General features: G+C 53.8%; 21 protein-coding genes. 14 read left to right on the top strand and 7 right to left on the bottom strand.

Annotation, left to right across the window (positions count from 1 at the left end; translation table 11 throughout):
• Positions 1–114 precede the first annotated feature (114 nt).
• Together OH663_RS12045 and OH663_RS12040 are read left to right on the top strand one after the other, a co-directional pair.
• On the top strand, positions 115–945 hold the full coding sequence (locus OH663_RS12045) for a transketolase (RefSeq protein ID WP_045440938.1): 831 nt from the start codon (positions 115–117) through the stop codon (positions 943–945).
• Positions 938–1,873, top strand: a complete 936-nt coding sequence (locus OH663_RS12040; RefSeq protein WP_045440940.1) for a transketolase family protein — start codon at positions 938–940, stop codon at positions 1,871–1,873. The genes OH663_RS12045 and OH663_RS12040 overlap by 8 nt, the downstream gene beginning before the upstream one ends.
• 3 nt (positions 1,874–1,876) lie before the next feature.
• Here OH663_RS12040 and entD read toward each other — a convergent pair whose 3' ends face one another.
• Both entD and OH663_RS12030 read right to left on the bottom strand, forming a co-directional pair.
• On the bottom strand, positions 1,877–2,500 hold the full coding sequence (gene entD / locus OH663_RS12035; RefSeq protein WP_048221885.1) for an enterobactin synthase subunit EntD: 624 nt from the start codon (positions 2,498–2,500) through the stop codon (positions 1,877–1,879).
• A 50-nt stretch (positions 2,501–2,550) separates the two neighbouring features.
• A complete protein-coding gene (locus OH663_RS12030) occupies positions 2,551–4,824 on the bottom strand; it encodes a TonB-dependent siderophore receptor (protein WP_045440945.1) in 2,274 nt (757 codons plus the stop codon).
• Between the two features lie 251 nt (positions 4,825–5,075).
• Here OH663_RS12030 and fes point away from each other — a divergent pair, with 251 nt between their 5' ends.
• The 4 genes from fes to wzz(fepE) all read left to right on the top strand — a co-directional run bounded on the left by fes (position 5,076) and on the right by wzz(fepE) (position 11,899).
• Positions 5,076–6,293 carry an enterochelin esterase gene (gene fes, locus OH663_RS12025; RefSeq protein ID WP_200010491.1) on the top strand — a complete coding sequence of 406 codons (1,218 nt, stop codon included), beginning with the start codon at positions 5,076–5,078 and terminating at the stop codon, positions 6,291–6,293.
• Positions 6,294–6,323: 30 nt separating this feature from the next.
• Positions 6,324–6,542: an MbtH family protein gene (locus OH663_RS12020; protein ID WP_045440946.1), complete on the top strand. Its 219-nt coding sequence runs from the start codon at positions 6,324–6,326 to the stop codon at positions 6,540–6,542.
• Positions 6,539–10,420: an enterobactin non-ribosomal peptide synthetase EntF gene (gene entF, locus OH663_RS12015; protein WP_263525747.1), complete on the top strand. Its 3,882-nt coding sequence runs from the start codon at positions 6,539–6,541 to the stop codon at positions 10,418–10,420. Before OH663_RS12020 ends, entF begins: the two co-directional genes overlap by 4 nt.
• 345 nt (positions 10,421–10,765) lie before the next feature.
• Positions 10,766–11,899 (top strand): LPS O-antigen length regulator Wzz(fepE), encoded by a 1,134-nt coding sequence (gene wzz(fepE), locus OH663_RS12010; RefSeq protein WP_200010500.1) that lies wholly within the window; start codon positions 10,766–10,768, stop codon positions 11,897–11,899.
• Between the two features lie 45 nt (positions 11,900–11,944).
• Here wzz(fepE) and fepC read toward each other — a convergent pair whose 3' ends face one another.
• From fepC to fepD, 3 genes are read right to left on the bottom strand one after another with little or no spacing between them, the layout of a single operon-like run.
• Positions 11,945–12,742: an iron-enterobactin ABC transporter ATP-binding protein gene (gene fepC, locus OH663_RS12005; RefSeq protein WP_045440968.1), complete on the bottom strand. Its 798-nt coding sequence runs from the start codon at positions 12,740–12,742 to the stop codon at positions 11,945–11,947.
• Complete coding sequence (gene fepG, locus OH663_RS12000) at positions 12,739–13,731, bottom strand: iron-enterobactin ABC transporter permease (protein ID WP_045440970.1); 993 nt, start codon at positions 13,729–13,731, stop codon at positions 12,739–12,741. Before fepG ends, fepC begins: the two co-directional genes overlap by 4 nt.
• The gene (gene fepD, locus OH663_RS11995) at positions 13,728–14,735 is read right to left on the bottom strand and encodes a Fe(3+)-siderophore ABC transporter permease (protein ID WP_045440972.1); all 1,008 of its coding nucleotides are present in this window, start codon (positions 14,733–14,735) and stop codon (positions 13,728–13,730) included. The genes fepG and fepD overlap by 4 nt, the downstream gene beginning before the upstream one ends.
• A 154-nt stretch (positions 14,736–14,889) precedes the next feature.
• Here fepD and entS point away from each other — a divergent pair, with 154 nt between their 5' ends.
• Positions 14,890–16,134 carry an enterobactin transporter EntS gene (gene entS / locus OH663_RS11990; RefSeq protein ID WP_045440974.1) on the top strand — a complete coding sequence of 415 codons (1,245 nt, stop codon included), beginning with the start codon at positions 14,890–14,892 and terminating at the stop codon, positions 16,132–16,134.
• 74 nt (positions 16,135–16,208) lie between these two features.
• On the opposite strand, the gene fepB is transcribed toward entS, so the two are convergent.
• Positions 16,209–17,168, bottom strand: coding sequence for a Fe2+-enterobactin ABC transporter substrate-binding protein (gene fepB, locus OH663_RS11985; RefSeq protein ID WP_200010502.1), 960 nt, complete (start codon positions 17,166–17,168; stop codon positions 16,209–16,211).
• A gap of 188 nt (positions 17,169–17,356) precedes the next feature.
• Between fepB and entC the strand changes: the two genes are divergently transcribed.
• From entC to OH663_RS11950, 7 genes are all read left to right on the top strand, one after another.
• Positions 17,357–18,532, top strand: coding sequence for an isochorismate synthase EntC (gene entC, locus OH663_RS11980; protein WP_045440978.1), 1,176 nt, complete (start codon positions 17,357–17,359; stop codon positions 18,530–18,532).
• Positions 18,533–18,688: 156 nt separating this feature from the next.
• The gene (gene entE / locus OH663_RS11975) at positions 18,689–20,299 is read left to right on the top strand and encodes a (2,3-dihydroxybenzoyl)adenylate synthase EntE (RefSeq protein WP_200010784.1); all 1,611 of its coding nucleotides are present in this window, start codon (positions 18,689–18,691) and stop codon (positions 20,297–20,299) included.
• 13 nt (positions 20,300–20,312) lie between these two features.
• Positions 20,313–21,170, top strand: coding sequence for an isochorismatase (locus tag OH663_RS11970; protein WP_200010503.1), 858 nt, complete (start codon positions 20,313–20,315; stop codon positions 21,168–21,170).
• Positions 21,170–21,925 (top strand): 2,3-dihydro-2,3-dihydroxybenzoate dehydrogenase EntA, encoded by a 756-nt coding sequence (entA, locus tag OH663_RS11965; RefSeq protein ID WP_200010505.1) that lies wholly within the window; start codon positions 21,170–21,172, stop codon positions 21,923–21,925. Before OH663_RS11970 ends, entA begins: the two co-directional genes overlap by 1 nt.
• 2 nt (positions 21,926–21,927) lie before the next feature.
• Positions 21,928–22,341, top strand: a complete 414-nt coding sequence (entH, locus tag OH663_RS11960) for a proofreading thioesterase EntH (protein ID WP_045449489.1) — start codon at positions 21,928–21,930, stop codon at positions 22,339–22,341.
• A gap of 184 nt (positions 22,342–22,525) precedes the next feature.
• Positions 22,526–24,631: a pyruvate/proton symporter CstA gene (gene cstA / locus OH663_RS11955; RefSeq protein WP_045440986.1), complete on the top strand. Its 2,106-nt coding sequence runs from the start codon at positions 22,526–22,528 to the stop codon at positions 24,629–24,631.
• A 63-nt stretch (positions 24,632–24,694) separates the two neighbouring features.
• Positions 24,695–24,892: a YbdD/YjiX family protein gene (locus OH663_RS11950; protein ID WP_045440988.1), complete on the top strand. Its 198-nt coding sequence runs from the start codon at positions 24,695–24,697 to the stop codon at positions 24,890–24,892.
• A gap of 11 nt (positions 24,893–24,903) precedes the next feature.
• Here OH663_RS11950 and OH663_RS11945 read toward each other — a convergent pair whose 3' ends face one another.
• Positions 24,904–25,992, bottom strand: a complete 1,089-nt coding sequence (locus OH663_RS11945; RefSeq protein ID WP_200010507.1) for an oxidoreductase — start codon at positions 25,990–25,992, stop codon at positions 24,904–24,906.
• Positions 25,993–26,099: the final 107 nt, after the last annotated feature.

Below are 26,099 nucleotides of genomic sequence, written 5' to 3'. Positions count from 1 at the left end.
TCCTGAGTATGACGCAGCGCGCAAGCCTTGTGATGCAACGCCTGGGGATTTCTGGTTTTTTTAGTCCCTGATGGAATAAATATTCCATATTGAAAATAAATTCAGAGGTATTAAATGAATCCCTACAACTATGATGTCCAGACACTTGAGCGCAAAGCGCGAGCTGTACGCCGCCACATCGTTAGACTGAATGCTAACAGCCCTGCAGGGGGACATACTGGCGCAGACCTCTCTCAGGTCGAACTGCTGACAGCGCTCTATTTCCGAATTCTTAATGTTGCCCCGGATCGTATCAATGATGAAGAGCGCGACGTTTATATCCAGTCTAAAGGGCATGCGGTCGGGTGTTACTACTGTGTCCTGGCGGAGGCGGGTTATTTCCCCATCGATTGGCTGGAAACGTATCAACATGCCAATTCCCATCTCCCCGGACACCCCGTTCGCCAGAAAACACCGGGCATTGAACTGAATACAGGCGCGTTGGGCCATGGTTTACCTGTTGCGGTCGGATTGGCGTTAGCAGCGAAGAAGAGCAACAGCACCCGCCGTATCTTTTTAATTACCGGTGACGGTGAACTAGCTGAGGGAAGTAACTGGGAGGCGGCACTGGCTGCGGCTCATTATGGTCTGGATAATCTAATCATTATCAACGACAAAAATAATCTCCAGTTGGCTGGGCCGACCCGAGAAATTATGAATACCGATCCTCTGGCAGATAAATGGTTGGCTTTTGGCATGAATGTTATGGAATGTCAGGGGAATGACATGACGTCTGTTGTCGCTGCGCTGGATGGCCTGAAGCAGGAGGGGAAACCTAATGTCATTATTGCCAATACCACGAAAGGCGCAGGTATCTCCTTTATTCAGGGGCGCCCCGAATGGCACCACCGCGTACCGAAAGGTGAAGAGATTGAACTGGCACTGGAGGAACTGAAAGATGAGTAATGCAGAGCACCTCGCAAACGTTATGGTCCAGGCATTTATTGACGCAGTAGAACGTGGTGTCGATCTGGTGCCGGTAGTCGCCGACTCTACATCAACCGCAAAAATCGCCCCCTTCATTAAGCAGTTTCCAGGGCGTTTGGTGAATGTGGGGATTGCCGAGCAAAGCATGGTTGGAACGGCGGCTGGTTTGGCCCTCGGCGGCAAGGTGGCTGTCACTTGTAATGCCGCGCCATTCCTGATCTCACGTGCCAATGAGCAAATTAAGGTCGACGTTTGTTACAACAATACTAATGTGAAGTTATTTGGTCTTAACGCGGGTGCCAGCTATGGTCCGCTGGCGAGTACTCACCACTCGATTGATGATATTGCCATTATGCGTGGCTTCGGCAACATTCAGATTTTTGCCCCATCTTCGCCGCGTGAATGTCGTCAGGTTATCGACTACGCCATCGGTTATCAGGGGCCGGTTTATATCCGTCTTGACGGGAAAGCACTTCCGGAGCTCCATGACGAGAGTTATCGTTTTGTTCCAGGGGCGGTGGTGACGCTGCGTGAAGGAGGCAATGTAGCGCTGGTGGCGACAGGTTCGACAGTGCATGAAATCGTTGATGCTGCCGCGCTGTTGGCTGATTCCGGTATTCAGGCGACGGTGGTCAGTGTACCTTCAATTCGACCGTGTGATACGAAAGCGCTTTTATCTGCATTACAGGGCTGTAAAGCGGTGATTACCGTGGAAGAGCATAACGTTAATGGTGGTCTGGGAAGTCTGGTGGCAGAAGTGTTGGCAGAAGCAGGGGAGGGAGCGGTTCTGAGGCGGTTAGGGATCCCTGATGGTGAGTATGCAGCAGCAGCCGATCGTGGCTGGCTGCGTCAGTACCACGGATTTGACGCGCAGGCGATTGCCACTCTGGCACGTGAAATACTTTGAATACTAATCTGCCGCCAGGGAGATAACGTAGCTATCTGAAAACAGCCACTGCACACGGTATGTCCGGGCGGGTGTCAGCAGGAGCAACTGCTGTTTCTGAACGCTGACAATTTGATATTGCAAAAACCCGGCGTTTACCTGTTGTAAAGCTGGGGTCGCTTTGAAGGCGCTCTCTTTGGCGGAAAAAGCCAGTGTGAGCGCCTGTTCAAAGGGCAGTCCACTCTCTACCATCCATGCTTTTTCTTCATCAGTCACTATGCTACTTGCCAGCTCCGCTGCGGTTTGTGGCGTAAAAATGCGTTCCATATCCACGCCAACCGGATATGAAGATACGACGGCAAGCGCCGTGTGTTCGCAATGACTGATACTGCCAAACAAACTTTCTGGCCACAGGGGCTGGCGACGGTCGCCGATGCCGGGGATGTTTTTGATGCCATATTCACGCAGGGCATGGACTGCGGCAATACGCCCCGCCAGGTGTTCTGATTTTCGCTTCCGTCCGGCAGAGATTAGCTGTGCGTGATGGGGGAGCCAGAGTAAATCGTGCTCGTGAAAGCTGTCGGGCTCAAATTCGACAAGATGCAGCGTGTGGTCTGCAAAGGGAAGTGGTGTGTGTGTTGTGCGCATTGTCTTTGACAAATTCCCTCTCCTCACCAGGAGGAGAGGGAAAAATATTATCAGAAGCGCGTGTTAACGCTCATGTACCACGTACGACCCGGTTCGTTATAGGTGTACGCACCTGCGCCTGCCATATAAGAAACGTCGGTCGTGCTGCCAGTGGTTTGGGCATTACCTGCACGCCACAAACGTTTGTCGAAGACGTTATCCACGCCGCCGGTCAGGCTGACATTTTTCATTACATCCCAGGTCGCGCTCAGGCCGACAATGCTGTACGGACTCACCTCATTTGCGGAGCTGCCGGTAACCGGTTTACCCTGGTAATCGTATTTTTTCGGCTGCTGTTTGCCATACCAGGTGAAGGTAGACTGCAATGACAAATCTTCGCGAGCCTGCCAGCTTAAGGTAGAGTTCAGCGTATATTCTGGAATAATCGACAGGCGCTCGCCGGTCTCTTTATTCTTGCTTTGCAGCATGTAAGTGATGTTGTTCGTCCAGTTAACGGTTTCACTCACTGGTACGTTCAACGTCCCTTCCAGACCTTCGACCACCGCTTTAGGCACGTTCTCCCACTGATAGATATCGGTGTAAGTTGTCTTGCCTTTATTGGTGATGGACGTTCTGTCAAATGGCGTGGTACCGGCTTCGATCTTGTTACGGTAATCGTTGCGGAACCAGGTTACGCCGGCCAGCCAGCCATCGCGCTTGAACTCCAGGCCAATCTCTTTGTTGATACTGGTTTCTGCTTTTAGATCATCGTTGCCCATCATATAGCAACCAATGCCGCTGGCGGCTCCGGTGGCATAGCAACCCTGACCTTTACTGTACAGAATATAGTTCGGGTTGAGCTGGTACAGGCTTGGTGCTTTGTAGGCGCGAGCGATCCCCATTTTCAGGGTAAAGTCATCACCCAGACCTTGTGACAGGTTCAGAGAAGGACTCCAGTTATCGCCCACAATGCTGTGATGGTCGAAACGCAGGCCCGGTGTCAGCATGGTGCTGTCGGTCAGCTCCATATTGTTTTCAGCAAACAGGGAGAAAATTTCCGCTTTGGAATACGGGCTACGATCGGTGCTGTTGAAGCCAGGGATGTTGCCGCCCATAAAGGTTTGCGAGTTGGACAGCATGTCTTTCATACGCTGTTGGTTCCATTCGGTACCGAGCGTCAGATTTTGGTTAACCAGCAGATCCAGCGGAATACTGATTTCACTGTGCAGCATGACATCGTTCAGATCGGCATCAACATATTTTTGCGATGCGTTCGGGTCAAAGATCCCTTCTGTACCCCCGGCTAAACCTTCCGGCGTACGGGAGTTACGCGTATGTTCATACTGCACCCAGTTGCTGGTGGTAACGCCGTTATCCCAGCCGCCGTTCCAGGTCAGGGAGTAGTTTTGACGGTACAGACGATTGGTCTCTTTACCGTAGTTATCTTTCACCAGTTGGTTGGTGTTGGTGTTTTGGGTGTCGCCAGCGTACAGGTTGCCCTGGCGGCTATACCCGGCTTCAAGTTCCAGTGACTGGAGTGGAGCGAAATCCCAGCGTACAACGCCGTTGATGTCTTTGTTGATCACACCTTCGCGACCGGCAGGTAACGTGTTGGCATAGGTGCCGGTACGCTCTGACTGATGTCCCTGGTTGATATCCCATGCGTCGGCCTGGGTTTTATCGAGATTACCGTACAGGCGGAAGCTGAAATCCCCACCCATCGGGCCATTAAGGCTAAAGGTGGTACGTTTGGTCGAGCCTTCGTCTTTGTGTTCCGGGGCGTTGAAATAGGTATCCCAGGAACCGTGCCATTCGTTGCTGCCTTTTTTGGTGATGATATTCACCACGCCGCCCGCCGCACCGTTGCCGTAGCGTGCAGCAGCAGGGCCACGCAGTACTTCAATACGCTCAATCATTTCCGGGGGTACCCAGGAGGTATCACCACGGGTATCGCGCTCGCCGCGCCAGCCCTGACGTACGGAGTTGCGGCTGGTGACTGGCTTACCGTCGATCAGGATCAGGGTGTTTTCTGGTCCCATACCGCGAATATCGATCTGACGGTTGTTACCTCGCTGACCGCTGGTTGAGTTACCGGTCAGGTTAACACCAGGCATGGTACGGATGATTTCCGAGACATCGCGAGCGGGAGGATTCTTACGGATTTCATCAGCAGTGATGGTTGAAACGCCTGGCGCCTGCAGGTTCTGTTGGGCGGCAGTGACGACGATGGTGTCTTCATGAGAGACGGCGGCGCTGTCGGTGTTATCTTCTGCCATTGCTGGCAGTGCTACCCCGTAAATACCTAAATTGACCAATAAGGCCAGTGAATGAATCTTGTTGTTCATTGTATGTCCTGCTTTCTTTTAGCCACGAGTACCAATGTGCCGTTTTGAAGCACCAGGCCTGATGTCGCCCGCATCTGCGAAAACTATCCATTCCAGAAAAGTTCGCAGCGCCAGGTCGGTTTATAAGTGGTGAAATAATGCGCGCGCTTCCCACAGCGCGGTAATACGCTATTGCAAATGCAAATAGTTATCAATAATATTATCAATATATTTCACGCCTAAATAAAAAATTGCACAATAAACATGGGGTTATGACGGTGACGACGTTAATGATGGGAAGCGAAGCGTGGTGGCAGTCAAAACAAGGCCCTGAGTGGGTGCGCGAGGATAGCGGTGATTACCGTGTGACCTTTTGGTGGCGTGATCCGCAGGGAACGGAGAAAACGTCGGCAATTCGTCATGTGTGGGTCTACATTACCGGTGTGACCGATCACCATCAAAATGCCATTCCCCAGTCGATGCAACGCATTGATGGTACAAATGTTTGGTGCTGGAGCACCACTATGAGCGCTCACTGGCGCGGTAGCTACTGCTTTATCCCCTCTGAACGAAACGATATTTTTGCCGCGTTATCTGCTGGTGATACGCCAGACAGAGCGACTCTTCGGGAAGGTTGGCGCCAACTGTTGCCGCAGGCGATTGCCGATCCCCTCAATCCCCAAAGCTGGCAAGGCGGGCGTGGTCATGCGGTTTCGGCGCTGGAAATGCCTGATGCGCCCGTCCAGCCAGGCTGGGATTATCCTGAACCCCCTGACACACCCGCGATATGCCTGCAATGGCGTAGCGCACGGCTGGGTAATACGCGACGCGTGTGGGTATTTACCACTGGCGAGGCCAGCCCTGAGGATCGCCCGCTCGCTATTCTGCTGGATGGCCAGTTTTGGGCGCAAAGTATGCCCGTCTGGCCAGCACTGACTTCACTTACTCAGCGCAATCAGCTTCCAGCTGCCGTTTATCTCCTGATCGATGCCATCGACACGTCTCATCGCAGCCATGAGTTGCCGTGTAATGCGGATTTTTGGTTGGCAGTACAGCAGGAGTTGCTGCCACTGGTGAAGGCGACTACCGCGTTCAGCGATGACCCGCAGCGCACCGTGGTGGCCGGGCAAAGTTTTGGCGGATTGTCATCGATGTACGCCGGATTGACCTGGCCCGAACGTTTTGGCTGCGTGCTCAGCCAGTCCGGCTCCTACTGGTGGCCTCATCGTGATAGTCATCAGGATGGGGTGATTATTGAACAACTAAAGGCGGGAGTGTTAAGCGCTCGTGGCCTGCGTATTGTTCTGGAAGCCGGTACTCGCGAACCGATTATTTTTTGCGCGAATCAGAGGCTTTACGCCCAGTTCCCTCCCGATTCACGGTCTTTTTTCTGGCGTCAGGTTGATGGTGGACACGATGCGCTTTGCTGGCGCGGCGGATTGATGCAGGGGCTGATGACGCTCTGGCAACCGCTTATCGACACGATTTAACCGGACGATGTTCCACGACAGGAGTTGAGTATGGAATTCAGTAATCCCTTCGATAACCCGCAGGGGCAATTTTACATTCTGCAAAACCCACAACGTCAGTTTAGCCTTTGGCCGCAGCAGTGCTCACTTCCTGTTGGCTGGCAGGTTATATGCGAACCGCAATCTCAGGAAGTATGTCAACAATGGCTGGAGGCGCACTGGACCACGCTGACGCCTGCAAATTATGCCGATCGACAGGAGGCAGAATGACTCAGCGTTTACCGTTAGTTGCGGCTCAGCCGGGTATCTGGATGGCAGAAAAACTCTCCACATTACCCTCGGCATGGAGCGTAGCGCACTACGCAGAATTAACCGGGGAACTGAATGCGCCGTTGCTGGCGAAGGCCGTAGTTGCGGGACAGCAGCATGCCGATACTCTACGCATGCGCTTTACTGAAGATAACGGTGATGTTTGGCAATGGGTTGATCCTGCTCTGACTTTTGCCGAACCTGAGATTATCGATCTGCGCGGAAAATCCGCTCCGCATGAGGCTGCATGCGCGTTAATGCAGGCCGATCTGCAGCAGGACTTACGCGTCGATAGTGGGAAATCGCTGGTCTTTCATCAGCTCATTCAGGTGGAAGATAACCGCTGGTATTGGTATCAGCGTTACCATCACTTGCTGGTCGATGGCTTCAGTTTCCCGGCAATTACCCGCCATATAGTCGCAATCTACAGCGCATGGCAGCGTGGCGAAAAGACGCCTGACTCGCCTTTTACGCCATTTGTCGAAGTGGTGGAAGAGTATCAACAATATCGCGACAGTGACGCGTATCTACGCGATGGCGCTTTCTGGAACGAGCAGAGACGGCAGTTACCGCCGCCGGCATCGCTGTCAAGTAAACCGCTGCCGGGACGGGCGACCACTGCGGATATTATTCGCATGAAATTGTCAGCACATGACGGCTCATTCCGTCAGCTTGCCGCTCGTATGCCCGACGTTCAGCGCGCGGATTTAGCACTGGCTCTGGTTGCATTATGGCTGGGACGTTTATGCAGCCGGATGGATTATGCCGCCGGGTTTATCTTCATGCGACGCATGGGGTCAGCAGCGTTAACGGCAACCGGTCCGGTACTGAATGTTCTGCCATTCGGCGTCAGTCTTGATGCGGCGGAAAGCCTGCCTGAACTGGCGAAACGCCTTGCCGGGCAGCTAAAGAAAATGCGCCGACATCAGCGCTACGATGCGGAGCAAATTGTGCGTGACAGCGGGCGAGCCGCCGGTGAGGAGCCGTTGTTTGGTCCTGTACTGAACGTGAAAATTTTCGACTATCAGTTAGACATTCCCGGTGTACAGGCGCAAACCCATACGCTGGCGACGGGGCCGGTTAACGATCTCGAACTGGCGCTATTTCCGGATGAAAATGGTGGCCTGAGCATTGAAATCCTGGCAAATAAACAGCGTTACGATGAAGCCACGCTGACACAGCATGCCTCGCGTTTAGCAGGTCTTATCGACCAGTTTGCTGAAAATCCGGCGCTGTGCTGCGGCGAGGCAGAGATGCTGCTGCCGACAGAACACGCACAGCTGGCGAAGATTAACGATACTGAAGTTGAGATCCCGTCCACTACGCTAAGTGCGCTGATTGCGACACAAAGCGATAAAACACCGGATGCCCCGGCGCTGGCCGATGCCCGCTATCAGTTCAGCTATCGCGAAATGCGCCAGCAGGTGGTTGCGCTGGCAAAACTTCTGCGCGAACACGGCGTGCGGCCGGGAGACAGCGTGGCGGTGGCCTTACCACGTTCCGTTTTCCTTACGCTGGCGCTGCACGGTATTGTCGAAGCAGGAGCCGCCTGGCTACCGCTTGATACCGGATACCCGGACGATCGTCTGCGGATGATGCTGGAAGACGCTAAACCCACGCTGTTAATTACTACCGATGAACAGCTGGCGCGCTTTAGCGATATTCCTGGGCTGGAAAGCCTGTGCTACAACGCGCCTCTGCCAGCACGCGATTGCACGCCATTGGCGTTATCACAACCAGACCATACGGCCTATATCATTTTCACCTCCGGATCGACGGGCAGACCAAAAGGCGTGATGGTAGGGCAGACCGCTATCGTTAACCGCCTGCTATGGATGCAAAATCACTATCCGCTGACGGCAGACGATGTGGTGGCGCAAAAAACGCCATGCAGTTTTGATGTTTCGGTATGGGAGTTTTTCTGGCCATTTATTGCCGGTGCAAAACTGGTGATGGCTGAGCCTGAGGCTCACCGTGACCCGATAGCGATGCAACATTTCTTTGCGCAATATGGCATAACGACAACGCACTTTGTGCCGTCAATGCTGGCGGCTTTTGTCGCTTCGCTGACGCCGGAAACGGCGCGGGAGAGCTGCGCCACGCTGAAACAGGTATTCTGCAGCGGTGAAGCCCTGCCGGCAGAGTTATGCCGCGAGTGGGAACAACTGACGCATGCTCCGCTGCACAATTTGTACGGTCCAACTGAAGCAGCAGTCGATGTGAGCTGGTATCCGGCCTGGGGTGAAGAACTCGCCGCAGTGACCGGCAACAGCGTGCCGATTGGCTATCCGGTCTGGAACACCGGCTTGCGGATCCTCGACGCCATGATGCGTCCGGTGCCTGTCAGCGTAGCGGGGGATCTGTATCTGACGGGGATCCAACTGGCGCAAGGGTATCTGGGGCGACCAGATCTGACGGCGAGCCGTTTTATCGCCGATCCGTTTGCGCCGGGTGAACGTATGTATCGTACCGGTGACGTGGCGCGCTGGCTTGAGTCTGGAGCGGTTGAGTATCTTGGGCGTAGTGATGACCAGCTAAAAATTCGCGGGCAGCGCATTGAGCTGGGCGAGATTGACCGGGTGATGCAGATGCTACCCGATGTTGAACATGCTGTTGCCCATGCTTGCGTGTTCAACCAGGCAGCGGCGACAGGTGGCGATGCGCGACAATTGGTGGGATATCTGGTGTCTCAATCGGGTTTACCATTAGATATTCCTGCCTTGCAGGAGCGTCTGCGCGAGAAACTGCCTGCGCATATGGTGCCGACGGTCCTGTTACAACTGGCTGAATTGCCGCTTAGCGCTAACGGTAAGCTGGATCGTAAAGCGCTGCCAATGCCGCAGTTAGCGGCTCGAACGCCAGGACGCGCGCCGCAGCCTGGCACGGAATCAATGATTGCCCAGGCCTTCTCAGCGTTGCTGGCCTGTGAGGTCAATGATGTTGACGCTGACTTCTTTGCGCTTGGTGGCCATTCGTTGCTGGCAATGAAGCTGGCAGCGCAACTGAGCCAGCTCTTTGCGCGTCAGGTTACGCCGGGGCAGATTATGGTTGCCTCCACAGTCGGACAACTGAGCGCATTGCTGGACGGCGCTGATGACGAACAGTCGCAGCGCCTGGGGTTTGAAGCGTTGCTACCGTTGCGCGATAGTTATGGTCCGACGCTGTTCTGCTTCCATCCGGCATCGGGCTTTGCCTGGCAATTTAGCGTGCTGTCGCGTTATCTCACGTCGCAGTGGTCAATTATTGGCATCCAGTCGCCGCGACCGGATGGGCCAATGCAGACGGCGGAAAACCTCGACGAGGTCTGTGAACATCATCTGGCAACGCTACTGCACCAACAGCCTCATGGTCCCTACTATTTGTTGGGCTACTCGTTGGGTGGCACGCTGGCACAGGGCATTGCGGCGCGTTTGCGAGCTCGGGGGGAAACCGTCGCGTTCCTTGGCCTGCTGGATACCTGGCCACCGGAGACGCAAAACTGGCAGGAAAAAGAGGCTAATGGATTGGATCCTGCCGTGCTGGCGGAAATCGATCGTGAGCGTGAGGCCTTTCTTGCTGCACAACAAGGGAATGCTTCGGAGGCATTATTCAGCGCTATCGAAGGTAATTACGCCGATGCGGTTCGTTTGTTAACTACGGCGCACAGCGCAAAATTTGATGGCAGAGCAACGTTATTTGTCGCCGAGAAAACGCGCCAGGCCGATCCGCAAACAGCCTGGGCTCCGTGGGTTGGGGAGTTAGCGGTATATAGCCAGGATTGTGCGCATGTCGATATTATTTCCCCGACAGCATTTGAAAGGATAGGTCCCGTTATAAATGCGTTGATCAATAAGCGGTAAACAAATCAGCATTGCGATAGATACCCGTCATACTTCAAGTTGTTTGGGTGTTGGTTACCCCAGTCACTTATCAGGTAAGTGACTGGGGGTTCGATAAGTTGCTGGCTTCAAGCAACTCGAATAATTTTGGGGGGAGGTATTTGAATAAACCCATAATGTAAAAAATATGTTATTAATTTGTGTGTTTTTTTGTTTGTCTCAAACGTAAATGGAAAGGATATTAATTTCTAATACAACATTTGGTAGGCATTTACGTGTAAAGATTGTTTCAGATAATTCTGAGTAGCTGTTAGACTCCGGCTAAGGAAGTATTTTTCTTTTGGCAAAGATTTCAGGTTATACAGAATGTCATCACTCAATATAAAGCAAGATAGAGATTCGGAATTCACTGCTTATCCTCAAACCACAGTAAATGGAAATGAAATTGATTTAGTGGGCCTGATCGAGATTTTATGGCGAGCCAGGACGAAAATCATCGCTACCGTTTTCGCATTTGCCTGCATAGGCCTTCTGGTGTCTTTTCTGCTTCCTCAAAAATGGACCAGCGAGGCGGTTGTAACGCCAGCAGAACCTGTTCAGTGGCAGGAACTTGAGAATACGTTAACCAAATTACGTGTGCTCGACATGGACATTAGCGTCAGTCGTGGGGATGTGTTTAACCTGTTTATCAAAAAATTCCAGTCTCCATTACTTTTGGAAGAATATCTGCGCTCTTCACCCTATGTATTAGAACAATTGAAGGGTGCCGATTTCGACGAAATGGATCTTCATCGGGCGATCGTAAGGCTCAGTGAAAAAATGACAGCGGTTGACAGCAATTTGAGTAAAAAAAATGAAACCGCGCTCTATACCGCATGGACGTTGAGTTTTACTGCACCATTAGCAGAAGAAGCACAGGCGGTACTGACCGGCTATATCCAGTACATTTCCGATCTTACTGAGAAAGAAACGCTTGAGGATATTCGCAACAAACTGGCCATTAAAACCAGCTTTGAGAAAGAAAGACTCGAAATGGATCGGGTAAGGCTCAAGAATCAACTGGAAGCGAATATTCAGCGACTAAACTACTCGCTGGAGATTGCTAATGCTGCGGGAATTAAAAAACCCGTTTACAGCAATGGCCAGGCGGTGAAGGATGACCCTGATTTCTCTATTTCATTGGGTGCTGATGGCATTACGCGTAAATTAGAAATAGAAAAATCGGTAACAGATGTTGCGGAAATTAACGGTGAATTACGTAATCGCCAATATCACGTTGAACAGCTGTTATCGACGAATGTGAATGACGTCAATTTTACGCCGTTTAAATATCAACGTTCACCTTCACTACCGGTGAAAAAAGATGGACCGGCTAAATCGATGATCATTATTCTGGCAGCTTTGCTTGGTGGAATGATAGCGTGCGGTGGGGTGTTGCTGAGACATGCCATGATGCATCGTAAACACAATGCAGAATTCCTGGGGCAGTCGTTGGTGTGAGTGATTTTGTATGGCGGCGGAAATGTCGCCATACACTACATCCCGTTATTTCTTGCGCCCAAGCGGCACTACTAACGGTGTTCCTGCAACGGGATCATCAATAATCATACAACGCAATCCATAGATTTTTTCGATGAGTTCCGCCGTGACAATCTCTTTTGGCGCACCCTCGGCAATGATTTTTCCATCACGAAGTGCAATCAGGTGCGTGGCATAGCGACAGGCCTGATTAAGGTCGTGCAGAACAGCGGCCAGCGTATATCCTTTCTCACGATTTAGCTCGCTCAGCAGTTCCAGCAGATCGATCTGATGGCTGATATCCAGCCAGGTGGTTGGCTCATCAAGCAACATAATGGATGTTTCCTGTGCCAGCACCATCGCTATCCATGCGCGCTGACGCTGTCCACCGGAAAGGGTATCCACACTTTGTGCCGCCAGGTGGGTGATGCCCGTGGCTTGCATAGCATTTGCCACTGCGTTTTCATCTTCTTGGCGCCAACGGGTAAATAACGGCTGATGCGGGTAGCGACCGCGGGCAACCAGCTCCTGTACGGTAATATCGCCAGGCGTGGTGGCGTTTTGTGCTAACAGACCAATTCTGCGCGCGACCTCTTTACTGGCGTAGTGCTGAATATGCTCCCCGTCCAGCCAGACCTTACCGTGTTCAGGCGTCATCAGGCGGCTTAACGTGCGTAACAGCGTCGACTTACCGCAGCCGTTAGGGCCAATTATTGCGGTAAAGTGGCCGTCGGGAATCGACACATTAAGGTTTTCTGCCACGGTAAATTTGCCATAACCCAGCGTTAACTGGTCGCCACGCAAACGGGCTACTGATTCGGTCATTTTTTGCGGGACTCCTGAATTAACAAGACGATAAGATAAATACCGCCGAGGCTTACGGTGACAACGCCAACCGGAAGCTGATAAGGCATAAATAGCTGTTGGGCGCATAAATCGGCCATCAGCAGTAGCAATGCGCCGCACAGTGCTGACTGGGTTAATCCCCAACGTGCCGTGCCGCTAAGCCGACGGGCAATATGCGGTGCGACAAGTGCAATAAAAGAAATTGGGCCAGCCAGCGCAGTGGCTGCAGCGGTCAGAACAACCGCAACCAGCATCATCATCAGACGCGAGCGTTCTACGCTGACTCCCAGCGCGCAGGCGCTGTCATCGCCCATTTCTAACAAGCGCAGACGGCGCACCAGCAGTGCGGCACACACTAACATCACGATAATCAGCGGTGCAGAAGGCCAGGTTTTAGCCCAGGTCAGACCGTTGAGCGATCCGGCGTTCCACAATCCAGCCGTCAACGCGGTTTCTAAAGACGCCTTCAGTAGCAACCAGGTATTAAACGCCACCAGCATGGCACGAATGCCGATACCGATAATGATAAGTCGGAAAGTGTCGATACCATTACGCCATGCCAGCGCCCAGACCACCAGTGAGGTCAGGATCCCGCCGAGCATCGCCGCCAGCGCGATAGCGGTAAGATGCTGACCAAATAACACCATTGCTACCAGAACACCGCTCCAGGCTCCGGTATTGAAGCCCATTACGTCCGGACTGCCCAGTGGGTTACGCATCAGCGACTGGAATATCGCGCCGCTAACGCCCAGGGCCGCACCAATCAACAGCGCCATCAATACGCGCGGTAAACGCCATTCGGTCACAACCAGTGTAATGCTGCGCGGCGCATCGCCCAGCAGAGCGGCAATAATCTGTTGGGTTTCCAGCGTTACGACGCCGCTACGTAGGCTCCACAATCCGACGGCGAGGCAGCCCACAATCAGCAGCAGACAACTGATAAGTAATCTGCGGGGAAAATGCATCATGCACCACCTCCGCGTTGTTTACGCCGGACCAGGAAGATCAGTACCGGTGCGCCGATAAACGCGCTGACTACGGAGACGCGCAATTCGCCGGGGACAATCAGACGACCGATGATATCGGCAATCAGCAGCAAAGAGGGGGTTGCCAGTAGGGTCACTGGTAGCGACCAGCGATGATCGGCTCCCACCAGCCAGCGTGCCATATGTGGCATCATCAGGCCGATAAAGGCGATAGGACCGACAATAGCGGTTGCGCTACCGCACAGTACGGTAATCACCAACAGACCAATAAGTTGGGTGCGGGCGACTTTGCTACCCAGCGCGGTAGCGGTGTCGCTTCCCAGGCTCAGGCTGTTCAGGGAACGGCTCAGAAACAACGCGACAGCACCGGCAATAAGCACCGGAGCCAGCACCACTTTCAACGTTTGCAGGCTACGAATATCCAGCGATCCCGCTTGCCAGAAACGCAGCTGATCATAGACGTCCGGGTTGAGCAGGGCGATACCGCTGGATAATCCCTCCAGCACTGCCCCCAGCGCGACACCTGCCAGCGTCAGACGCACCGGGCTTAACTGTCCTCCACCCTGACTGCCGGTAAATGCCACAATCAGCGACGCGGCCAGCGCTCCGGAAAATGCCATCAGCAACTGCTCTTGCGGGGAGGAAAAACCGAACAGCGATGCACCCAGCACAATGGCAAAGCTGGCCCCGGAATTGACACCGAGAATGCCTGGATCGGCAAGTGGGTTACGTGTGAGCGTCTGCATTAATGCGCCAGCCAATCCCAGCGCACCGCCTGCAAGGAGTCCTGCCAGCGTGCGCGGAAGTCGCGCATCCAGCACGATGGTGCAATCAGCACTTTGACAGGTGCCGGTCAGCGCATCCAGAACCACAGACGCAGGTATCGACCTGGCGCCAATAACCAGACTTAATGCGGTGGAGAGAACAAGTAATAACAATAGTCCGGGCACGGCAAAGGCGCGTGTCACGGAAACAGAGCATGACATATCAACTTCCCTGATAATGATAGTAATTATCGTTATCGATCTTATTTGGGTATGTTAGCATGTGCAGCCACAGAATGGATATTTAAAAAAACAGGTATGCACCTCATTCTTCAGGCTGCGACCTCAATGAGAGCATGTATCTTAAGGCTTTGTAATGAATAGAAAACCCTGGCTGCTGAATCTCAGCCTGTTAAAGACTCATCCTGCATTTCGCGCAGTCTTTCTTGCCCGTTTTATTTCCATCGTCTCTCTGGGGCTACTCGGCGTCGCGGTTCCGGTACAGATCCAGATGATGACCCAGTCTACCTGGCAGGTCGGTCTGTCGGTGACGTTAACCGGTAGCGCAATGTTTATTGGTCTGATGGTTGGTGGTGTACTGGCCGATCGTTATGAGCGCAAAAAGGTGATCCTGCTGGCACGCGGAACCTGTGGTATCGGGTTTATTGGTCTGTGCCTGAATGCGCTACTCCCGGAGCCTTCACTGCTGGCTATTTATATTCTGGGCTTATGGGACGGTTTTTTTGCCTCGCTGGGTGTGACGGCGCTGCTGGCGGCGACTCCAGCGCTGGTTGGGCGTGAAAATCTGATGCAGGCCGGGGCGATTACCATGCTAACGGTACGTCTCGGGTCGGTTATTTCACCGATGATTGGCGGGGTATTACTCGCCACCGGCGGCGTTGAGTGGAACTATGGCTTGGCAGCCGCGGGAACCTTTATTACCTTGCTACCGCTGCTCAGTCTTCCTGCATTGCCACCGCCACCGCAACCACGTGAACACCCGCTCAAATCGCTGCTGGCGGCGTTTCGCTTTCTGCTCGCCAGCCCGCTGATCGGCGGCATTGCGTTGCTTGGCGGCCTTCTGACGATGGCCAGTGCGGTGCGTGTCCTTTACCCCGCGCTGGCCATCGGCTGGCAGATGTCTGCAGCACAGATTGGTCTGCTGTATGCCGCCATTCCGCTGGGTGCTGCAGTGGGGGCATTGACCAGTGGGCAACTGGCGCACAGCGTTCGCCCTGGTTTAATTATGCTGGCCTCTACTGTGGCCTCTTTCTTCGCCATCGGATTGTTTGCGTTGATGCCGGTCTGGGCGCTGGGCGTTATCTGCCTGGCGCTGTTCGGCTGGCTGAGCGCGGTCAGTTCTCTGTTGCAGTACACGATGTTACAGACGCAGACGCCGGAAGCGATGCTCGGGAGAATTAACGGTTTGTGGACCGCGCAAAATGTGACCGGAGATGCCATTGGTGCGGCGCTGTTAGGCGGCCTGGGCGCGATGATGACGCCGGTAGCATCGGCGAGCGTCAGTGGATTTGGTCTGGTAATTGTTGGCCTGTTATTGCTGCTGTTACTGGGGGAACTACGTCGATTCCGTCAGGCACCGCCAGAACCCGATATCGCCTGAGGGTTTATCTGACCTGTGCCCTAAGCCGGGTAAGGCAAAGCCTTCACCCGGCAATGATGTAAAGCGGCTTCGACTTAACTAAACAGTCCAGCGAGACGTTTTAGTAACAGTGTGGCGCTGTAGTAATCCAGACGGAACGTTTCGGTTCCCAGCGCATAAACGCGTTTATTTTGCACTGCAGGCAGGTGTGCAAGCAGGGGATTCGCGTAAATGGCGTCAGCGTCTTTGCTGTCTCCCGCAAACAGAAACAGCGCTTCACCGTTCAGACCTGTCGCCAGGTTTTCACCACCAAGCTGGATGATATCGTGACGTTTACCCTGGCTCTGGCTGGTGTGCAGTCCGGCAGGCAGTGGTGCCAGCGTGAATCCCAATTGTTCCATCAGCTTGCCCTGCGCAGACTCTGGTGTCCACAGATTGGCGCTATGCGCGGCAGCGGTATACACCAGTGCGCTAACAGGCTGCGGCGGCAGGGTAATACGCTGTTTGACCGCCAGCAGTTGTTTATCAAACTCGGCAATACGCGCCGCTGCCTGTTCCTCATGACCGGTGATTTCACCTAACTGCGTCAGCAGTGACTGCCAGCTTTTGTCGTCGTAGTTAATGATAAGCGTTGGGGCAATGGTGGAAAGTTGATCGTAGAGCGCGAGGGCGGAATCTCCTCCGGTGGCGCTGATCAGAATCAGGTCGGGCATTTGTGCCGCGACGGCTTCGGCGCTCGGTTCACCAATATACAGGCGGCTCAGCTTGCGGGCTTTTGCCACGTCACTCCACTGGCGTAAAAATCCCTGAGCGTCACCAATGCGATTGTTTGGCGTGGTAGCGCCGCTGGCGATGATGGGCGCATCAATGGCCAGCAGAGAGCCGGTCAGAGTGACGCTGGTGGAAACAATACGTTGAGGCTTTTGTTCCAGCGTGTGCGTCCCCCGGCTGTCGGTAACCTGACGCGGCCAGTCAGCGGCATGACTTAAAGAAATTCCTGAAATAGACAGTCCAACCAGTAAGAGCGCAGTGCGGTAAAAAGCGGGGAGTCTCACAAATAAGCTTCCTGTTATCAATGTAGTTAATGCTTCTCATTTTCATTGTTACGGGACAGGTATGCAAGCCTAAGTCGCACATTGTGCTACCGCAAGAGTTGACATGCTGTCGCTTTGCTTTTAGGTTAGCGACCGAAAATATAAATGATAATCATTATTAAAACCTTTATCATTTTTTGGAGGATGATATGGATACGTCACTGGCCGAGGAAAAAACGCAGACTATGGCAACTCTCGCTCCCGACAATTTTTTCTTTATGTCGCCGTATCGTAGCTTTACGACGTCAGGATGCTTTGCCCGCTATGCGGAACCGGCAATTGATGGCGATTCGCCAGACAGCCCTTTCCAACAGAAAATGCACGCACTGTTTGCCGATGCTAAATCGCACGGTATCGCAAACCCCATCATGGTTGGAGCTATTCCTTTTGACACCCGCCAGCCGTCATCACTGTTTATTCCTGAGTCATGGCAGACTTTCTCCCGCACGGAGAAGCAAAAATCATCACGTTACTTTACCGCGCATCAGTCACTGAGCGTCATTGAGCGTAAATCGATCCCGGAACAGGACTTTTTTGAACAGATGGTTTCCCGGGCGGCAGCGCTGACGGCAACCCCGGAAGTTGACAAAGTGGTGCTGTCACGCCTGATCGATATCGAGACGGATGCTGTCATTGACAGCGGTGCGCTGCTGGAACGTCTGGTGGCGCAAAATCCGGCGAGCTACAACTTCCATGTGCCATTAGAAGATGGTGGCGTCCTGCTCGGGGCCAGCCCTGAATTGCTGTTACGTAAAGAAGGCGAACATTTTAGCTCACTGCCGCTGGCGGGTTCTGCTCGTCGTCAGCCGGATGATGTACTGGATCGGGAAGCGGGTATCCGCCTGCTGGCCTCCGAGAAAGACCGACATGAACATGAACTGGTGACGCAGGCGATGAAAACGGTTCTGCGCGAACGCAGTAGTGAACTGCAACTCCCGTCATCTCCTCAACTGGTGACGACACCAACGCTTTGGCACCTCGGTACACCGTTTGAAGGTAAAGCCAACGCCCAGGAGAATGCGCTGACGCTGGCATGCCTGCTGCACCCAACACCTGCGCTGAGCGGCTTCCCGCATCAGGTCGCCACGAAATTGATCGCGGAACTGGAGCCATTTGACCGTGAACTGTTTGGCGGCATCGTCGGTTGGTGTGATGCCGAAGGTAATGGCGAATGGGTGGTCACGATCCGTTGCGCGAAACTGCTGCGCAATCAGGTGCGTTTCTTCGCTGGTGCCGGAATTGTCCCTGCCTCATCTCCTGTTGCGGAGTGGCGCGAAACTGGCGCCAAGCTTTCGACTATGTTGAATGTTTTTGGACTGCATTAAGAGCCTGGTCCATCAGGTTATTTTATTTGCCAGTTTGGACACGGACAGCGCGGAGCAACCGGATTGTACTTGTAGTACGTGAGGATTGTGAGCACTGCCCAGGGGCAAACTGGCTGCAACAATATACGCCTTATTGACAGGCTCTAAGGAGTGATGATGAGTATTCCTTTCACCCGTTGGCCGGAAGAATTTGCCCGTCGCTACCGTGAAAAAGGCTACTGGCAGGATCTGCCACTGACTGACATTTTAACCCGCCATGCCGACAGTGATCACACGGCAGTCATTGATGGGGAACGCCATCTTAGTTACCGACAGCTTAACCAGGCGGCTGACAATCTCGCCTGCAGTTTGCGTCGTCAGGGGATCAAACCCGGAGAAACTGCGCTGGTGCAGTTGGGCAATGTGGCCGAGTTGTATATCACTTTCTTTGCGCTGCTTAAGCTGGGTGTTGCGCCCGTTTTTGCATTGTTCAGCCATCAGAGAACAGAGCTTAATGCTTATGCGACACAAATTGAGCCAGCGCTGCTGATTGCCGATCTCCAGCACGCGCTGTTCGCCGGTGACGATTTTCTGAACACGTTTGTAGCGCAGCACAACTCCGTGCGCGTGGTGCTGTTGCTCAATGATGAGGGTGAGCACAACCTGCAAAATGCGATAAGCCAGCCTGCTGCTGATTTTAGCGCCACGCCGTCGCCTGCCGATGAAGTGGCGTATTTCCAGCTTTCCGGTGGTACCACCGGCACACCAAAGCTGATCCCGCGTACTCATAACGATTACTACTACAGCGTGCGTCGCAGTAATGAGATTTGTCATTTTACTGAGCAAACGCGTTATTTGTGCGCTATTCCGGCGGCGCATAACTACGCCATGAGTTCACCAGGTTCGCTGGGCGTATTCCTGGCGGGTGGAACCGTGGTACTGGCGGCCGATCCGAGCGCGACGCTGTGCTTCCCGCTGATCGAAAAGCATCAGGTTAACGTTACGGCGCTGGTGCCGCCTGCGGTGAGTCTTTGGCTACAGGCGATTGGAGAGTGGGGCAGCAATGCGCAACTGGCTTCCCTGACGCTGCTTCAGGTGGGGGGGACGCGACTTTCCGCAACGCTGGCGGCACGTATCCCGGCGGAAATTGGCTGCCAGTTGCAGCAGGTCTTTGGTATGGCGGAAGGGCTGGTGAACTACACCCGTCTGGACGACAGCCCGGAACGCATCATCAATACCCAGGGGCGGCCAATGTGTCCGGATGATGAAGTCTGGGTAGCGGATGCTGATGGTAACCCTTTACCACAGGGCGAAACAGGACGCCTGATGACGCGTGGCCCGTACACTTTCCGTGGTTATTTCAAAAGCCCCGAGCACAATGCCAGCGCGTTTGATGCTAACGGGTTTTATTGCTCCGGCGATCTGATCTCTATCGATCAGGATGGTTACATCACCGTGCAAGGGCGTGAGAAAGATCAGATCAACCGGGGTGGGGAGAAGATCGCCGCGGAAGAGATTGAAAACCTGTTACTGCGTCATCCGGCGGTGATCCACGCTGCGCTGGTCAGTATGGATGATGAGCTGATGGGTGAGAAAAGCTGTGCCTGGCTGGTGGTTAAAGAGCCGCTGCGTGCGGTACAGGTACGTCGTTTTCTGCGCGAGCAGGGCGTGGCGGAGTTCAAATTACCGGACCGTGTGGAGTGCGTTGAGTCATTGCCGCTGACCCCGGTCGGTAAAGTGGATAAAAAACAATTACGTCAGTGGCTGGCATCACGCTCACTGGCCTGAAGGAGAATAAAAGATGGCGATTCCTAAACTGCAGGCTTATGCACTGCCCACAGCGCTTGATGTTCCGGTGAACAAAGTCGACTGGGCGTTTGAACCAGAGCGTGCTGCGCTGTTGGTACACGATATGCAGGATTACTTTATCAGCTTCTGGGGCGAGAATTGCCCGATGATGAAGCAGGTGGTGGCGAACATCGCCGCGCTGCGCCAGTACTGCAAAGAACACAATATCCCCGTCTATTACACCGCACAGCCGAAAGATCAGAGTGATGAAGATCGGGCCCTGCTTAATGATATGTGGGGACCGGGTCTGACACGCTCGCCTGAGCAGCAAAAAATCGTTGATGCGCTGGCGCCGGACGAAGCGGATACCATTCTGGTGAAATGGCGTTACAGCGCATTCCATCGCTCTCCGCTGGAACAGATGCTGAAAGAGACCGGACGTAATCAGCTGATTATTACCGGCGTTTATTCCCATATCGGGTGTATGACTACGGCAACGGATGCCTTTATGCGCGATATCAAGCCGTTTATGGTGGCCGATGCGCTGGCGGACTTTAGTCGTGACGAACACATGATGTCGCTGAAATATGTGGCAGGGCGTTCCGGTCGCGTGGTGATGACGCAGGAGTTATTGCCGGCACCTGTTCCCACCAGTAAAGAGGCACTACGCAGCGTTATTCTGCCGCTGCTGGATGAGTCCGATGAGCCGATGGATGATGAAAATCTAATCGACTACGGTCTGGATTCAGTGCGTATGATGGCGCTGGCGGCACGCTGGCGTAAAGTGCATAGCGATATCGACTTCGTGATGCTGGCGAAAAATCCGACGATTGACGCCTGGTGGAAACTGCTTTCCCGCGAGGTGAAGTAATGGCCGGGTTTGATTTCGCAGGTAAAACTGTCTGGGTGACTGGCGCAGGTAAAGGTATTGGTTACACCACGGCACTGGCGTTTGTTGACGCCGGTGCGCGGGTAACAGGGTTTGATCGTGAGTTTTCTCAGGATGTGTACCCGTTTGCCACTGAAGTGTTGGATGTGGCAAATGCCGGGCAGGTGGCTGAGGTGTGCCAGCGCGTGTTGCAAAAGAGTGAGCGGCTGGATGTGCTGGTCAATGCCGCTGGGATTTTGCGTATGGGGCCAACCGACGCACTGAGCCAGGAAGACTGGCAGCAGACGTTTGCTGTCAATGTCGGTGGCGCGTTTAATCTGTTTCAGCAGACGATGGCGCAGTTTCGTCGCCAGCAGGGCGGGGCGATAGTGACCGTAGCTTCTGATGCAGCGCACACGCCGCGGATCGGTATGAGTGCTTATGGGGCGTCAAAAGCCGCGCTGAAAAGCCTGGCACTGACTGTCGGTCTGGAACTGGCAGGCAGCCGTGTGCGCTGTAATGTGGTTTCTCCTGGATCGACCGATACTGATATGCAGCGTACGTTGTGGGTCAGTGATGACGCCGAACAGCAGCGTGTTCGTGGGTTTGGCGAGCAGTTTAAGCTCGGTATTCCGTTAGGGAAAATCGCCCGTCCGCAGGAAATTGCCAACACCATTTTATTCCTCGCCTCCGATCTGGCCAGCCATATTACATTGCAGGACATCGTGGTGGACGGCGGCTCTACGCTGGGAGCATGACGATGATCTGGAAACGACATTTAACCCTTGATGAACTGAATGCAACCAGTCAGAACACGCTGGTTGCGCATTTAGGTATCAACTATACCCGACTGGGTGATGATGTACTGGAAGCCGAAATGCCGGTGGATGCTCGTACCCATCAGCCGTTTGGTCTGCTGCATGGTGGCGCGTCGGCGGCGCTGGCGGAAACGCTGGGATCGATGGCGGGCTACCTGATGACTCGCGACGGACAATGTGTGGTGGGCACGGAGTTGAACGCGACGCACCATCGCGCGGTTTCGCAGGGAAAAGTGCGTGGTGTTTGCCAGCCGTTGCATCTCGGTCGTCAAAACCAAAGCTGGGAAATCGTGATTTTTGATGAGCAGGGTCGTCGCTGCTGTACCTGTCGTTTAGGAACTGCGGTGATGGGGTGAAGTTGCCGACAGAGTAAAATGAAATTGCATTGTTAACAGGTAAATGAAGTGATCTAGTTAACAATGCAATGTAAATAGTCAGTAGTGTCTCGGGTTTATGTGGTTGTCAGGTTGTTAAATCCGGAAAAGATGTTATAGAAACAAAATGTAACATCTTTCTGGAACACGCAAACGGATAACAACTATGAACAAATCAGGGAAATACCTCGTCTGGACATTGCTCTCCGTCATGGGAGCATTTGCCCTGGGATATATTGCGTTAAACCGTGGTGAACAGATCAACGCGCTGTGGATAGTGGTAGCGTCGGTCTGTGTCTATCTTATTGCCTATCGTTTTTATGGCCTGTACATCGCTAAAAATGTACTGGCGCTTGACCCGACGCGTATGACGCCAGCCGTGCGCCATAACGACGGTCTGGATTATGTTCCCACCGATAAAAAAGTGCTGTTTGGTCACCATTTTGCGGCAATCGCCGGGGCAGGTCCGCTAGTCGGTCCGGTGCTGGCGGCGCAGATGGGCTATCTGCCGGGGATGATCTGGCTGCTGGCCGGGGTAGTTCTGGCGGGCGCGGTGCAGGACTTTATGGTGCTGTTCGTTTCAACCCGTCGCGATGGCCGTTCCCTTGGCGAACTGGTGAAAGAAGAGATGGGGCCGACGGCAGGCGTTATTGCGCTGGTGGCATGCTTCATGATTATGGTGATTATCCTCGCGGTACTGGCGATGATCGTCGTCAAAGCGCTGACTCACAGCCCGTGGGGAACCTACACCGTGGCGTTCACCATCCCGCTGGCGATCTTTATGGGCGTTTATCTGCGCTATCTGCGTCCAGGTCGCATTGGTGAAGTGTCAGTCATTGGCCTGGTGTTCCTGGTATTTGCCATTATTTCCGGCGGTTGGGTTGCTGAAAGCCCGACCTGGGCACCGTACTTTGACTTTACCGGCGTGCAACTGACCTGGATGCTGGTGGGCTACGGTTTTGTGGCAGCCGTGCTGCCGGTATGGCTGCTGCTGGCTCCGCGTGATTACCTCTCTACCTTCCTGAAAATCGGGACGATTGTTGGCCTGGCGGTGGGTATTTTGATCATGCGCCCGACGCTGACCATGCCTGCGTTAACCAAGTTCGTTGACGGTACCGGTCCGGTGTGGACTGGTAACCTGTTCCCGTTCCTGTTTATTACTATTGCCTGTGGGGCGGTGTCTGGCTTCCATGCGCTGATCGCTTCCGGTACTACGCCGAAGATGCTGGCGAATGAAGGGCAGGCCTGTTTTATCGGCTACGGTGGGATGTTGATGGAGTCCTTTGTCGCCATTATGGCGCTGGTCTCCGCCTGTATCATCGATCCGGGCGTTTACTTTGCGATGAACAGCCCGATGGCGGTGCTGGCTCCGGCGGGTACAGTAGATGTGGTGGCTTCTGCAGCACAGGTAGTGAGCAGTTGGGGCTTTGCGATCACCCCGGATACTCTGCATCAAATCGCCAATGAGGTCGGGGAGCAATCCATTATTTCCCGCGCAGGTGGTGCACCAACGCTGGCTGTGGGGATGGCGTACATTCTGCACGGTGCGCTGGGTGGCATGATGGATGTTGCGTTCTGGTATCACTTCGCGATTTTGTTTGAGGCGCTGTTTATTCTGACGGCGGTTGATGCCGGTACACGAGCCGCGCGCTTTATGCTGCAAGACTTGCTGGGCGTGGTGTCGCCGAGCCTGAAGCGTACCGACTCGCTGCCTGCTAACCTGCTGGCGACAGCGCTATGCGTACTGGCCTGGGGTTACTTCCTGCACCAGGGCGTGGTGGATCCATTAGGTGGTATCAACACTTTGTGGCCACTGTTTGGTATCGCCAACCAGATGCTGGCAGGTATGGCGCTGATGCTGTGTGCCGTGGTCTTGTTCAAGATGAAGCGCCAGCGTTACGCATGGGTAGCCCTGGTACCAACGGCGTGGCTGCTGATTTGTACGCTGACCGCTGGCTGGCAGAAAGCGTTTAGCCCTGATGCGAAAATTGGTTTCCTGGCTATCGCTAACAAGTTCCAGGCTATGATCGACAGCGGTAACATTCCGGCGCAGTATACTCAGTCACAGCTCACGCAACTGGTGTTTAACAACCGTCTTGACGCCGGGCTGACTGTCTTCTTCATGGTCGTCGTGGTGGTACTGGGTCTGTTCTCCATCAAAACAGCGCTGGCAGCACTGAAAGAGGACAAACCAACATCGAAAGAAACACCGTACGAACCGATGCCAGAGAATGTTGAAGAGATTGTGGCGCAGGCGAAAGGCGCGCACTAAAATTCTCTTAACCAATAAGCCCTCTCCTGAACGGGGAGGGCGTTTGTACGACAGGGAATTACTATGTTTGAAACGCTCTCAAAAGCCGGCAAATATTTAGGCCAAACCGCCCGATTAATGATTGGCGTGCCAGATTACGACAATTATGTTGAGCATATGCGCGTCACACATCCGGACCAGGCACCTATGAGCTATGAGGAATTCTTCCGTGAGCGGCAGGATGCGCGCTATGGTGGGAAAGGCGGCGCACGCTGCTGTTAATGCTCTTCATCTCACACGCTAAACGACTCCACCTTTTCAAATGCGGCACGCAGGGTTGCTGGTGTTAATGTCACCGGCAGCGCGTGAATAGATTCCACCGGGCGCAGAGTATGCGCAATCACTTTATCGATCTCGGCGTGGTTAGTGATATCTACTTCTAACTGGGCCAGCCGGGTAGGTAAATTGAAGCGCTGATAAGCGGCAATCAATTGCGCCAGCACATCGTCTTGTCCCAGCAGCGCGCTCTGCACCAGTATGCCGTACGCCACTTTGGTGCCATGTAAAAATTTCTCCGTCTGTGGGAGCACGGTCAGGCCATTATGTACCGAATGTGCTGCTGCCACGCGAGTGTAACGCTCACCCAGACCACCAACCATTCCACCACCAGCAATAATCGCATCCACCACATCGCAAAAAGCCTGGGTCAGTTCGCCGCGCTGTTTATCTGCCAGCGCCTGTTCGCTGCTTTCGAGCAGGACGTCACGGATCGCCAGTGCGCCGTTGAGCCCAAGACGTACGGTTAGTGGCAAGGTTTCGGGTTGTGGCGCAAGTACGACGGCTTCATACCACTTCGCCAGCGTGTCACCGATACCCGCCAGTAAATACTCCTCCGGTGCATTGAGTAGGATCCTCGGCTCCACCAGCACCAGGAAATTGGCATCATCGAATATTTCGAAATGCAGTGCCTGACCGGCATCGTTATACCAGACAGAGAGGGGAGTCCAGGCCGCGCAGGTGGCGGCAATGGTTGGGATTGCCACGAAAGGCAAATTCAGCCGACGAGCCAGCGCTTTAGCCGTGTCGAGCAGTGCTCCGCCGCCCACGCCAATCACTATGCTGCGGTCATCTCCCGCATCTTTTGCCAGTTGGCACACATCTGTTTCACTGCAATGTCCGGTAAAGAGCAGATGCTTTGCACCGGTGAGATTAAACGCCTCGGGCAGCCAGGGACGGGCAGCGGCGATGGCCCGTTCGCCATAAACCCAGACGGCGCGCGCGAGTTGCCCGGCAGAGAAAAAATCTTCCAGCCTGGAAAGGCTACCGGTATGGGAAAAATAATTGGCCGGGCCGGTGACGACGCGAATCTTGGTATTACTCATGTTGTGTTGTCCTTTTGGCTGTCCTGTCGAGGCAGGTTATTTTTATATAGACGTCTGAACGTCTTGATTGCCAAATACTAGCATCGTGTTATAGTGGCTTCAACAAC

It is taken from the genome of Citrobacter sp. Marseille-Q5395 (assembly GCF_947057495.1).
Lineage (GTDB): Bacteria > Pseudomonadota > Gammaproteobacteria > Enterobacterales > Enterobacteriaceae > Citrobacter > Citrobacter murliniae.
Note: the sequence above shows the minus strand (reverse complement) of the source record. Positions and strands in the feature narration are given on the sequence as shown.